Genomic DNA, 12,153 nt, shown 5'->3' with positions numbered 1-12,153 from the left:
TGATTTTTTATTTCTAAAAACTGTATATTGAAGAGGAATATTCCTACATAGGTAAAGGAGGGCTATAAATGAAACTGATGGAACAACAGTTACACGAGTTAGGTGGTTTGCGAGTACATATTATTCCAACTGATAAATATAAAACAAATACTTTTGTATTTCGTTTTAAAGCACCTTTAAATGAGGAGACGGTGACAGAGCGTGCACTATTGCCATACGTATTGCAAAGTGCGACAGAAAAGCTTCCTTCTGTAATTCGTCTTCGTCAATATTTAGAAGAATTATACGGATCTTCTTTGGCAGTCGATGTAAGTAAAAAAGGAGAAGACCATATCATCTCTATTTATGTAGACATTGCAAATGAAGTATATTTGCATGATGCACCACCGTTATTTGAAAAAGCGCTTTCTATGTTATCGGATATAGTTTTACATCCAGCAACAGAGGGGAATGGTTTTCTACCTTCTATCGTAGAAAGTGAAAAAAGAGCGCTCTTGCAGCGAATTGAAGCTACGTATGATGATAAAATGCGCTATGCAAACGAGCGTTTAATTGAAGAAATGTGCAAAGTAGAACCGTATCGTTTAAGTGCAAATGGGAAAAAAGAGAGTGTTTCTTCTATTACAAATAAAAGTTTGTATCAATATTATCAAAAAGTGTTAGCAGAAGATGAAATGGATTTATATATTATTGGTGATATTTCAGAAAACGCAGTTGATCTTGTAAGTAAGTATTTTTCTGTTTCAGCGCGTCCTGTAAGAGAAAGAAATGTACTTCTTCATAAGAGAAATAATGAAGAAAAAGAAGTTGTGGAAAAACAAGAATTAAAACAAAGTAAATTACACATCGGTTATCGTACGTTTATTACGTATAAAGACGAAGATTATTTCGCACTGCAATTGTTCAATGGACTGTTTGGAGGATTTTCACATTCGAAGTTATTCGTTAATGTTCGCGAAAAAAATAGTTTAGCGTACTATGCGGCATCCCGCTTTGAAAGTCATAAAGGCTTATTGTTTGTCATGTCAGGAATCGAAGCGAAAAATTATGAAAAAGCTGTTGAGATTATTAAAGAACAAATGTTAGCGATGCAAAATGGTGATTTTTCAGAAGAAGAGATGCATCAAACGAAAAGTGTTATTCAAAATCAAATATTAGAGGCGATTGATACACCGCGCGGATTTGTGGAAATGCTGTATCATGGTATTATTTCAGACCGTACGCGTCCGGTTGAAGAATGGCTTTCAGGTATTGAGAGTGTGACGAAAGAAGAGATTGTGAAAGTTGCTAAAAATATTGAACTAGATACAATTTACTTTTTACATGGAACGGAGGGAGAATAAATGGAGAAAATTGTTTATGAGCAATTAAAAGAGACACTCTATTATGAAAAACTTCCTAATGGATTAGATGTATATATTTTACCGAAGCAAGGATTTAATAAAACATTTGCAACGTTTACGACAAAATATGGTTCTATGGATAATACATTCGTGCCACTAGGTAAAGAAGAAATGGTTCGTGTGCCTGATGGAATTGCTCATTTTCTTGAGCATAAATTATTTGAAAAAGAAGATCACGATGCTTTCCAATTGTTTAGTAAACAAGGAGCATCAGCAAATGCTTTCACATCTTTCACAAGAACAGCTTACCTTTTTTCATGTACATCAAATGTAGAACAAAATTTAAATACATTGCTAAACTTCGTACAAGAGCCTTACTTCTCTGAAAAAACAGTCGAAAAAGAGAAGGGGATTATTGGGCAAGAAATTCAAATGTATCAAGATAATCCAGATTGGCGCTTATACTTTGGATTAATTGATAGCTTGTTTGTAAAGCACCCAATTAAAATTGATATTGCAGGGACAATCGAGTCTATTAGTAAAATTACAAAAGACCTATTATATGAATGTTATGAAACGTTTTATCATCCGAGCAATATGTTACTATTTGTTGTGGGCGCAATTGATCCAGAGAAAACAATGGATTTAGTACGTGAAAATCAAGCGAAAAAAGATTATAAAAACCAGCCAGAAATTGTACGTTCATTTGAAGAAGAACCAGATGAGGTAAATGAAAAAAAGAAAATTATTTCAATGCCTGTACAAACACCGAAATGTTTAGTAGGTATTAAAGCGACAAATTTAAAAGAAAAAGGGAAAGCCCTTTTAAAACAAGAAATTGCGCTTACGTTACTTTTAGATTATTTATTTGGGAAGAGCTCTGTTCATTACGAATCTTTATATAATGAAGGACTTATTGATGATTCGTTCTCGTATGATTATACAGAAGAGAATAACTTCGGTTTTGCAATGGTTGGCGGTGATACGAAGAAACCTGATGAGCTGGAAGAGCGTTTGAAAGGTATTTTATTAAACACAAATTATGATCAATTAGACGAGGCGGCATTAGAACGAGTAAAGAAAAAGAAAATAGGTGGCTTTTTACGCTCCTTAAATTCACCGGAATATATTGCAAATCAATTTACACGATATGCGTTTAATGAATCTAGTCTGTTTGAGGCATTGACTGTATTAGAAAGTCTAACTGTTCAAGATTTACAAGAAGTAGCCAAATTATTATTATCAGAAGAAAGAATGAGTGTTTGTCAAGTTTTACCGAAAAAATAAAAGGTGTCATAATAATACCCTCATCTTATCATTGATAAATTGTAAGATGAGGGTATTATTTATTTGTAGGAAAAACATTTTGTTGGGATAAGAGAGGAATTATATGAAAAAGTATGCATTAGTAACTGGAGGAAGCGGAGGGATTGGCTCTGCTATTTCAAAACAATTAATTCAAGATGGATATACAGTATATGTTCATTATAATAACGGTGAAGAGAAAGTGAATGAGTTGCAGAAAGAGTGGGGGGAAGTGATTCCTGTTCAAGCGAATTTGGCTTCTAGTGATGGGGCGGAGCAATTGTGGGGACAAATTGAACATCCTCTTGATGTTATCGTATATGCAGCTGGGAAGAGTATCTTTGGATTAGTAACAGATGTAACGAACGATGAATTGAATTATATGGTAGAACTTCAAGTGAAGAGCATCTATAAATTATTATCAATGGCGCTGCCATCTATGATTCAGCAGAGAAGCGGTAATATTGTACTTATTTCGTCTATATGGGGACAAATTGGCGCATCATGTGAAGTACTTTACTCGATGGTAAAAGGTGCACAAAATTCATATGTGAAAGCTTTAGCAAAAGAAGTTTCATTAAGTGGATTAAGGGTTAACGCGGTGGCACCAGGTGCGATTGAAACGGAAATGTTACATGTATTTTCAGAAGAGGATAAGAATGAAATTGCTGAAGAGATTCCGTTAGGCAGGTTGGGATTACCAGAAGAAGTAGCGAAAACAGTGTCGTTCCTCGTATCACCAGGTGCATCTTACATAACTGGACAAATTATCGGAGTGAATGGCGGTTGGCATTGCTAAAAAATTCTTACATAAAAAATAAAAAACTGTACAAATTAAGCATGATTCTATTACTAAGTAGTGAGGTGCTTAAACATGTCAGTTTTAGATAATTTTGATCAATGGAAGAGCTTTTTAGGAGAGCGTTTAGAACAGGCGTCAGGAAAAGGTCTTGATGGTGGTGCTGTATCAGATATGGCATTTCGTGTTGGTGATTATTTAGCAAATGAAGTAGAAGCGCGCAACGATCAAGAGAAATTACTGTCTGAGCTTTGGAAAGTTGCTGATGAACAAGAGCAACATACAATCGCAAACTTAATGGTGAAGTTTGTACAACATAAGTAAAAATAGAGAGGAGATTCTCCTCTCTATTTTTTTTGTATAATAATAACGCGGGTTAGATTATACATTTAGCTTCCCTATTAAGGTGAAATCATATAATATAGTACGTAGGTGTAAAGTAAGCAAGGGGAGTGATCTTGGATGATTGAATGGTATTTTGAATATGAAATACATAAAAACCGACCTGGCTTGCTTGGTGACGTTTCTTCGTTAATCGGTATGCTCGGCATTAATATTGTCACAATTAATGGTGTAGATAATGCACGACGTGGATTACTCCTTATGTGTGATAATCAAGAGCAAATCTCTAGACTTGAATCAATTTTAAATACGATGGATAACATAACGGTAACGAAATATCGTCCGCCAAAGCTAAGAGATAAGTTAGCGGTTAGACATGGTAGGTACATACAACGAGATGCAGACGATAAGAAGACATTTCGATTTGTACGTGATGAATTAGGGTTACTTGTAGACTTTATGGCTGAAATAATGAAAAAAGAAGGTCATAAACTAATCGGGATACGAGGAATGCCTCGTGTTGGAAAAACAGAATCCATTGTTGCCGCAAGTGTTTGTGCAAATAAAAGATGGTTATTTGTATCATCTACTCTTATTAAGCAAACAGTTCGTAGTCAATTGATTGAAGATGAGTATAGCGACGACAATATTTTCATCCTAGATGGAATCGTGTCAACAAAGCGTGCTAACGAAAGGCATTGGCAGCTTGTTCGTGAAATTATGAGATTGCCTGCAACGAAAGTTGTGGAACATCCTGATGTATTTGTGAGTCAGTCAGAATACACATTGGATGATTTTGATTATATTATCGAGTTGCGTAACGATTATGATGAAGAAATTCAATATAATTTAGTAGATGAAATTGAGCAAGGTACGCAAAATAATTTCTCTATGTTTGACTTTTAAAGAAATATTGAGGTGTTAGTAGTGACAGAATTAGGACAAAAGCTGAAAGAAGCCAGAGGAACGAAAGGCTTGTCTATGGATCAGCTGCATGAGATGACAAAAATTCAAAAACGCCATTTAGTAGCGATCGAGGAAGGCAATTATGATGTATTGCCAGGAGCTTTTTATGCGCGTGCATTCATTAAACAATACGCAGATGCGGTTGGATTAAATGGAGAGGAACTGCTTGTAGAATATCAGAGTACGATACCACAATCTGAAAAACGCGACGTTCCACAAGTATCAACTGGACAAAAAACACAAGAAACAATGCAAAAATCTTCATCATGGCCAATTGCAGATCATATGCCGAAAATTTTAGTTGCGCTGTTAGTAATTGCATTTGGAGTGGTAATTTGGTTTGTTTTTCAAGCGTTAATTGGAAAAAATGATGAGAAAGTTCCGAATGCTCAAAGTGAGAAAATTGAAGTTAAAAAAGCGGAAAACTCTCCGTTAGATACGAAGAAAGAAGAAGTGAAGGCGGAAGAGCCGAAAAAAGAGGAACCAAAGAAAGAAGAGCCAAAGAAAGAAGAACAACCAGCACAGCCAACTGGAAAAGAAGAAGTGAAAGTAGTTGGAACAACTGGTATAGTATCTACTTTGGAAATTCATAATAATAAAACATTAGAACTGGAAATATCGAGTAAAGGTGCGAGTTATGTAGATGTTAAAGATGATGCTGGGAATGTGATTCTAAACACTACAGTACAAGAGGGTCAAGTAGAAAAACATGATGTATCAACAGCAAAAGAAGTGCGACTTAATATTGGAAATGCAACGAATGTTGAAGTTAAACTGAATGGCCAAGTGGTCGCTTACCCATTGGATACAGGAAAAGAACTTCACCAAAGATTGGTGATAAAAAACCAAGGGATAGAGCAACCTGCACAATAACAGTCATCGCTTCGATGACTTTTTTCAATGAACAAATGTTTTTGATATGATGGAGGAATAGCTGTGAATTTACCAAATAAAATTACAATATCTAGAATCTTCTTAATTCCAATTTTTATGGTAATTATGTTAGCGCCCTTTGATTGGGGTTCATACACAATTGGTGATGTTGATTTACCAATTCAACATTTAGTAGGGGCACTTATCTTTATTATTGCTTCGGCTACAGATTGGATTGATGGACATTACGCAAGAAAGTATAATCTTGTAACGAATTTAGGGAAGTTTCTTGACCCGTTAGCTGATAAATTACTTGTTTCAGCAGCACTTATTACATTAGTTGAGATGCAATACGTACCTGCTTGGATCGTTATTGTGATTATCAGCCGTGAGTTCGCAGTAACTGGTTTACGCCTTGTACTTGCTGGAACAGGAGAAGTAGTTGCGGCAAATCAGTTAGGGAAGATTAAGACATGGACACAAATTATTGCGATTGCAGCATATTTATTACACGATGTACCTTTAAATCTAATCCATATTCCGGTAGCTGATATCTTTATATGGATTGCATTAATTTTTACTGTTATTTCAGGGTGGGATTATTTCTGGAAAAATAGAGCAGCTTTTGTAAACTCAAAATAGAAGTTTATGGGGGAATTGGGATGAATGCTGAAATTATTGCGGTTGGAACTGAATTATTACTTGGACAAATTGCAAATACAAATGCCCAGTTTTTATCTGAAAAGTTAGCTTCAATTGGAATTGATGTGTACTACCATACTGTAGTTGGAGATAATAACAAGCGATTACAGCAGGCGATTGAAGTTGCGGAAGAACGTGCTGACATACTTATTTTCACAGGTGGATTAGGCCCGACAAAAGATGATTTGACGAAAGAAACGATATCTTCTAGTTTGGGTGAAGAGCTTGTGTATGATGAAAAGGCATTAGCATCGATAAGCGAGTACTTTAAGCGTACAGGTCGCGAGTTTACGGAGAATAACAAAAAGCAGGCGCTCGTTTTAAATGGAGCAACTGTATTTGCGAATGATCACGGCATGGCACCTGGTATGGGGTTAAATAAGAACGGAAAAGTTTATATTTTATTACCAGGACCACCGAAAGAGATGAAGCCGATGTATGTAAGTTATGTAGAGCCTTTTTTACGTAACTTTACAACAGGAGAAAACATTTATTCTCGTGTGCTTCGCTTCTTCGGGATTGGGGAATCTCAATTAGAGGTGAAAGTTCAAGATTTAATTGATGGACAAACGAACCCGACAATCGCGCCCCTTGCGAATGATGGAGAAGTGACACTACGTTTAACTGCCAAACATCAAAATGCTGATGAAGCGGCGAAACTCATTCAGCATATGGAAGATTTGATTTTAGAAAGAGTAGGAGAATTTTTCTACGGGTATGATCAAGAGTTTCTGCATGATAAGGCGATAGAGTTATTGAAGAAAAAAGGATTAACTTTAGCGTGTGCAGAAAGTTTAACCGGAGGTCTCTTTGGAAATCAAGTAACAGAAAGAGCTGGTGTGTCTTCAGTATTTAAAGGCGGTGTCATTTGTTATCATAATGATGTGAAGCAACATGTATTACATGTACCTGAGGGAGTGTTATCTACTGATGGTGCAGTTAGTAAAGAATGTGCGCGTTATCTTGCTGAAAATGTTAAGGGCTTATTAAAGGCGGATATCGGAATTAGTTTCACTGGGGTAGCAGGACCGGATGCTTCAGAACATAAAGAGCCGGGAACAGTGTTCGTTGGATTGGCGATGAAGGATGAACGAACTGTAGTCTTTTCTCTTAATTTAAGTGGAAGTCGTCAACAAATTAGGGAACGTTCGGCGAAATATGGATTTTATCATTTATATAAAAAGCTAGAAGAGATATAAGTTTCTTCTAGCTTTTTTTTATGCTTAAATGCAGTTTTATTTAATGGAAAATAAAAAAATCGAATAAATGTTCGATTTTTGTTGGCAAATTGAATTGAAAATAGGTATAATAAGATTAGCAATTCAGTTAAGGAGGAATTTTGAATGAGTGATCGTCAAGCGGCATTAGATATGGCGTTAAAACAAATAGAGAAGCAATTCGGTAAAGGTTCAATTATGAAATTAGGAGAACAAGCGGAGCGTAGAATTTCTACAATTTCAAGTGGTTCTTTAGCACTTGATGTGGCACTAGGGGTAGGCGGATACCCACGTGGCCGTATTATCGAAATTTATGGACCAGAAAGTTCAGGTAAAACAACAGTTTCATTACACGCAATCGCTGAAGTACAGCGTCAAGGTGGACAAGCAGCGTTTATTGATGCGGAGCATGCGATGGATCCTGTATATGCACAAAAATTAGGTGTTAACATAGATGAATTACTATTATCACAACCTGATACAGGGGAGCAAGGACTAGAAATCGCAGAAGCACTTGTACGAAGTGGTGCGGTGGATATTATCGTAATTGACTCTGTAGCAGCTCTTGTGCCGAAAGCTGAGATTGAAGGAGACATGGGTGACTCACACGTAGGTTTACAAGCTCGTTTAATGTCTCAAGCACTTCGTAAGCTATCAGGTGCAATCAATAAATCAAAAACAATCGCAATCTTTATCAACCAAATTCGTGAAAAAGTTGGGGTTATGTTCGGGAACCCAGAAACAACTCCAGGTGGTCGTGCGTTGAAATTCTATTCAACAGTTCGTCTTGAAGTACGTCGTGCGGAGCAATTAAAGCAAGGTAACGACATCGTTGGTAATAAAACAAAAGTAAAAGTAGTTAAAAATAAAGTGGCACCACCATTCCGTGTTGCTGAAGTTGATATTATGTACGGGGAAGGTATTTCAAGAGAAGGTGAAATCTTAGATATGGCTTCTGAACTTGATATCGTTCAAAAGAGTGGTGCTTGGTACTCTTATAATGAAGAGCGTTTAGGGCAAGGTCGTGAAAATTCGAAGCAATTCTTAAAAGAGAATACGGATTTAAGAGAGGAAATTGCCTTCTTTGTTCGTGACCATCACGGAATTGGTGAAGACTCTGGTGCGGAAGACACGGAAGATTCAACTCTTCAAGATTAAAAATAAAAGACACGGTTCCGTGTCTTTTATTTTTAATCATTATGAAAGCGTTGTATATCATTGGAGATAAAATATTTAATTTGCCTAAAAGATTATGTATAAAGAGGGATATATGCATGTTTTGTATGAATAAACTGGAATTTACTAAGGTTTTCCAGGATAATATGCTGTCTCCTTTTTAAATTCATATATGAATTAGAGCTGAAGGTAAAGAAAGTAAAAGTAGACAACGCTTGACAATGAAAATTGCGATAGATACAATGAGAATGTATATTTTTTCTTATATACGAAATACTCTTCTCAAGAAGAGAAGTAATATTCGGAGTAAGACTTAAATCTTGCCGAAATAATAATATGACATTTTAATTGTGAAATGAAGAAAGTCCCTTAAAAAAGCGGGACGACGGTCTTTGCTGTATGTTGGTATTCAATGTACATGCCGACAGTCTTTTTTCATTCATAGCAAGGGGAGGTGAAATCATGAGTAGTACTACAGTTTGGATACTCATCTCCATTTTGCTTGCAACAGTCGGTGCAGTTGTTGGCTTTTTTGTTCGAAAGTCTATTGCTGAAGCGAAGATTAATGGTGCAGCTAATGAAGCGAAACGTATTATAGACGAAGCGAATCGTGAGGCTGAAGCACTTAAGAAAGAAGCGCTTTTAGAAGCAAAGGATGAAATTCATACACTTCGTACAGAAGCTGAATTAGAAATTCGTGACCGTAGAAGCGAATTACAAAAACAAGAAAATCGTTTAATGCAAAAAGAAGAGAACCTTGATCGTAAAGACGAAACGCTCGATAAACGCGAGCTACAGTTAGAAAAGAAAGAGGATTCTCTTGTAGCGAGACAACAACAGATTGAAGAGTTGGAAAGCAAAGTGGGAGAGTTAGTTCAAAAGCAACAAACAGAATTAGAGCGCATTTCCAATCTGACACGCGAACAAGCGAAAGCAATTATTCTTGGTAAAGTAGAAAGTGAAGTTTCTCATGAAATTGCCGTAATGGTAAAAGAAAGTGAAGTTCGTGCGAAAGAAGAAGCGGATAAGAAAGCAAAAGAAATCTTATCTCTTGCAATGCAAAGATGTGCAGCTGATCATGTTGCTGAAACAACCGTTTCGGTTGTAAATCTTCCAAATGACGAAATGAAGGGACGTATTATCGGACGTGAAGGTCGAAATATTCGTACGTTAGAAACGTTAACAGGTATTGACCTAATTATCGATGATACACCAGAAGCGGTTATCCTTTCCGGATTTGACCCAATTCGTCGTGAAACAGCTCGTATCGCTCTTGATAAACTAGTACAGGACGGACGTATTCACCCAGCGCGTATTGAAGAGATGGTCGAAAAATCAAGACGTGAAGTGGACGAGTATATCCGCGAAGTCGGAGAGCAAACAACGTTTGAAGTGGGTGTTCACGGATTACATCCAGATTTAATTAAGATTTTAGGCCGTCTGAAATACCGTACAAGTTACGGACAAAACGTCTTAAAACACTCTATGGAAGTTGCATATTTAACTGGACTTATGGCAGCGGAGCTTGGTGAGGATGAAAAACTAGCAAGACGTGCTGGTCTATTACATGATATCGGTAAAGCGATTGATCATGAAGTAGAAGGTAGCCATGTTGAAATTGGTGTCGAACTCGCAACGAAGTATAAAGAGCATCCTGTAGTTATAAACAGTATTGCATCTCACCATGGGGACACAGAACCAACTTCTATCATTGCAGTTTTAGTTGCAGCAGCAGATGCATTATCAGCTGCAAGACCTGGAGCTCGTAGTGAAACACTTGAGAACTATATTCGTCGTCTTGAAAAGTTAGAAGAGATTTCAGAGTCTTATGAAGGCGTAGAAAAATCTTTCGCAATTCAAGCAGGACGAGAAGTTCGTATTCTGGTAAAGCCAGATACAATTGATGATTTAGAAGCTCATCGTTTAGCTCGTGATATTCGAAAACGTATTGAAAATGAACTGGATTACCCAGGACATATTAAAGTAACTGTTATTCGTGAAACACGTGCAGTGGAATACGCAAAATAAAGTGGTGAAACACCACTTTATTTTTTTGTGTTGGAATTGGTTAAAATAAAGGAAATTAGCATACAAGTGAAACAAACTTATAATACATATATTGTAAGGGAATCACTTGAAGCTATAGTAATAAAAAATGTAGTACATAGGAAGGGTAAGACATATGAGAATATTATTTGTTGGGGATGTAGTAGGATCTCCTGGTAGAGGTATGATTCAACAATACGTACCGGCATTAAAGAAAAAATATACACCTACAGTAACCATTATTAATGGAGAAAATGCAGCAGGTGGACGTGGAATTACGGAAAAAATATATCGAAACTTTTTAGAATGTGGGGCACAAGCGGTTACACTTGGAAACCATGCTTGGGATAACCGTGAAGTATTTGAATTTATTGATGATGCAAAATATCTTGCAAGACCAGCTAACTTCCCAGAAGGAACTCCAGGAAAAGGGCTCATCTTTGTGAACTGTAATGGAACAGAAGTTGCAGTTATTAACTTACAAGGACGTACATTCCTTCCTCCAATTGATTGCCCATTCCGTAAAGTGGATGAATTAATTAACATTGCAAAAAAACGTACGAATATTATCTTTATTGATTTTCATGCGGAAACTACAAGTGAAAAACAAGCGTTAGGTTGGTATGTAGATGGTCGTGCTACAGCGGTAGTAGGTACACATACACATGTTCCTACAGCAGATAATCGTATTTTACCAAGCGGAACCGCATATATCACAGATGTTGGTATGACAGGGCCTTACGATGGAATTTTAGGTATGGATCGAGAAGCGGTATTGAAGAAATTTTTAACAAACTTACCAGTACGATTTGAAGTGACAAGTGGTAGAACACAATTAAGTGCAGTGCTAGTTGATGTGGATCCTAATACAGGAAAAGCTAAGAAAATTCAGCGTATCTTAATTAATGATGATCAGCCATTTTTTGAGTAATTCCTGGATAAAATTTAGAAAAGTTATTATTTTTTAATTTTTTAGAAAAATTACAGAAATTTAGCAGGAATACGCGTCATTCCTCGTGAATATAAGTTAAAGTGAAATAATTGCTAATACTTTTTATAGAAACGAGGAGGAAACGCGGAATGGAAATATTAAAAGTTAAAGCAACGTCGGTCCCTAATTCTGTAGCTGGTGCACTTGCAGGTGTTATTCGCGAACGCGGAACAGCAGAAATTCAAGCCATTGGTGCAGGTGCATTGAACCAAGCGGTAAAGGCAGTAGCAATTGCAAGAGGATTTGTAGCGCCTAGTGGTTTGGACCTGATTTGTATCCCAGCGTTCACGGATATTATGATTGATGGGGAAGAGCGTACAGCAATAAAATTAATTGTAGAACCTCGTTAAGTTTAAACAACCTGTTTGCAGTATGCAAACAGGTTGTTTTTAT

At 36.6% G+C, this 12,153-nt stretch carries 12 protein-coding genes; all 12 read left to right on the top strand.

The features are described 5' to 3' along the window. The first annotated feature begins 68 nt into the window (after positions 1 to 68). The 12 genes from yfmF to spoVS all read left to right on the top strand — a co-directional run bounded on the left by yfmF (position 69) and on the right by spoVS (position 12,110). Positions 69 to 1,343: an EF-P 5-aminopentanol modification-associated protein YfmF gene (gene yfmF / locus KZZ19_RS18415; RefSeq protein WP_237979318.1), complete on the top strand. Its 1,275-nt coding sequence runs from the start codon at positions 69 to 71 to the stop codon at positions 1,341 to 1,343. Continuing rightward, positions 1,344 to 2,630, top strand: coding sequence for an EF-P 5-aminopentanol modification-associated protein YfmH (yfmH, locus tag KZZ19_RS18410; protein WP_237979316.1), 1,287 nt, complete (start codon positions 1,344 to 1,346; stop codon positions 2,628 to 2,630). Positions 2,631 to 2,733: 103 nt separating this feature from the next. Next, positions 2,734 to 3,447 (top strand): elongation factor P 5-aminopentanone reductase, encoded by a 714-nt coding sequence (ymfI, locus tag KZZ19_RS18405; RefSeq protein WP_237979314.1) that lies wholly within the window; start codon positions 2,734 to 2,736, stop codon positions 3,445 to 3,447. A 75-nt stretch (positions 3,448 to 3,522) separates the two neighbouring features. Next, positions 3,523 to 3,771: a DUF3243 domain-containing protein gene (locus KZZ19_RS18400; protein ID WP_000114455.1), complete on the top strand. Its 249-nt coding sequence runs from the start codon at positions 3,523 to 3,525 to the stop codon at positions 3,769 to 3,771. 138 nt (positions 3,772 to 3,909) lie between these two features. Continuing rightward, positions 3,910 to 4,695 (top strand): DUF3388 domain-containing protein, encoded by a 786-nt coding sequence (locus KZZ19_RS18395; RefSeq protein ID WP_000574107.1) that lies wholly within the window; start codon positions 3,910 to 3,912, stop codon positions 4,693 to 4,695. A 21-nt stretch (positions 4,696 to 4,716) separates the two neighbouring features. Next, positions 4,717 to 5,628: a helix-turn-helix domain-containing protein gene (locus KZZ19_RS18390; RefSeq protein ID WP_237979312.1), complete on the top strand. Its 912-nt coding sequence runs from the start codon at positions 4,717 to 4,719 to the stop codon at positions 5,626 to 5,628. 63 nt (positions 5,629 to 5,691) lie between these two features. Further along, positions 5,692 to 6,270 (top strand): CDP-diacylglycerol--glycerol-3-phosphate 3-phosphatidyltransferase, encoded by a 579-nt coding sequence (gene pgsA, locus KZZ19_RS18385; protein ID WP_046956497.1) that lies wholly within the window; start codon positions 5,692 to 5,694, stop codon positions 6,268 to 6,270. A 20-nt stretch (positions 6,271 to 6,290) separates the two neighbouring features. Further along, positions 6,291 to 7,529: a competence/damage-inducible protein CinA gene (cinA, locus tag KZZ19_RS18380; RefSeq protein ID WP_237979310.1), complete on the top strand. Its 1,239-nt coding sequence runs from the start codon at positions 6,291 to 6,293 to the stop codon at positions 7,527 to 7,529. A gap of 144 nt (positions 7,530 to 7,673) precedes the next feature. After that, a complete protein-coding gene (gene recA / locus KZZ19_RS18375) occupies positions 7,674 to 8,705 on the top strand; it encodes a recombinase RecA (RefSeq protein ID WP_088097465.1) in 1,032 nt (343 codons plus the stop codon). Positions 8,706 to 9,185: 480 nt separating this feature from the next. Beyond that, positions 9,186 to 10,751 carry a ribonuclease Y gene (gene rny / locus KZZ19_RS18370; RefSeq protein WP_016086643.1) on the top strand — a complete coding sequence of 522 codons (1,566 nt, stop codon included), beginning with the start codon at positions 9,186 to 9,188 and terminating at the stop codon, positions 10,749 to 10,751. A 154-nt stretch (positions 10,752 to 10,905) separates the two neighbouring features. After that, complete coding sequence (locus KZZ19_RS18365; RefSeq protein WP_001221093.1) at positions 10,906 to 11,700, top strand: TIGR00282 family metallophosphoesterase; 795 nt, start codon at positions 10,906 to 10,908, stop codon at positions 11,698 to 11,700. Between the two features lie 149 nt (positions 11,701 to 11,849). Next, a complete protein-coding gene (gene spoVS, locus KZZ19_RS18360; RefSeq protein ID WP_000404341.1) occupies positions 11,850 to 12,110 on the top strand; it encodes a stage V sporulation protein SpoVS in 261 nt (86 codons plus the stop codon). Positions 12,111 to 12,153 lie beyond the last annotated feature (43 nt).

The organism is Bacillus thuringiensis, from assembly GCF_022095615.2.
Classification (GTDB): Bacteria; Bacillota; Bacilli; order Bacillales; family Bacillaceae_G; genus Bacillus_A; species Bacillus_A cereus_AG.
The sequence above is the reverse complement of the archived record's forward strand: the minus strand, read 5'-3'. Positions and strand labels throughout refer to the sequence as shown.

What these genes read in the sequence shown, in the direction of transcription:
- cinA (WP_237979310.1), top strand. Translation starts at nt 6,291, where the DNA reads ATGAATGCTGAAATTATTGCGGTTGGAACTGAATTATTACTTGGACAA.
- yfmH (WP_237979316.1), top strand. Translation starts at nt 1,344, where the DNA reads ATGGAGAAAATTGTTTATGAGCAATTAAAAGAGACACTCTATTATGAA.
- yfmF (WP_237979318.1), top strand. Translation starts at nt 69, where the DNA reads ATGAAACTGATGGAACAACAGTTACACGAGTTAGGTGGTTTGCGAGTA.
- spoVS (WP_000404341.1), top strand. Translation starts at nt 11,850, where the DNA reads ATGGAAATATTAAAAGTTAAAGCAACGTCGGTCCCTAATTCTGTAGCT.
- recA (WP_088097465.1), top strand. Translation starts at nt 7,674, where the DNA reads ATGAGTGATCGTCAAGCGGCATTAGATATGGCGTTAAAACAAATAGAG.
- rny (WP_016086643.1), top strand. Translation starts at nt 9,186, where the DNA reads ATGAGTAGTACTACAGTTTGGATACTCATCTCCATTTTGCTTGCAACA.
- ymfI (WP_237979314.1), top strand. Translation starts at nt 2,734, where the DNA reads ATGAAAAAGTATGCATTAGTAACTGGAGGAAGCGGAGGGATTGGCTCT.
- KZZ19_RS18395 (WP_000574107.1), top strand. Translation starts at nt 3,910, where the DNA reads ATGATTGAATGGTATTTTGAATATGAAATACATAAAAACCGACCTGGC.
- KZZ19_RS18400 (WP_000114455.1), top strand. Translation starts at nt 3,523, where the DNA reads ATGTCAGTTTTAGATAATTTTGATCAATGGAAGAGCTTTTTAGGAGAG.
- KZZ19_RS18365 (WP_001221093.1), top strand. Translation starts at nt 10,906, where the DNA reads ATGAGAATATTATTTGTTGGGGATGTAGTAGGATCTCCTGGTAGAGGT.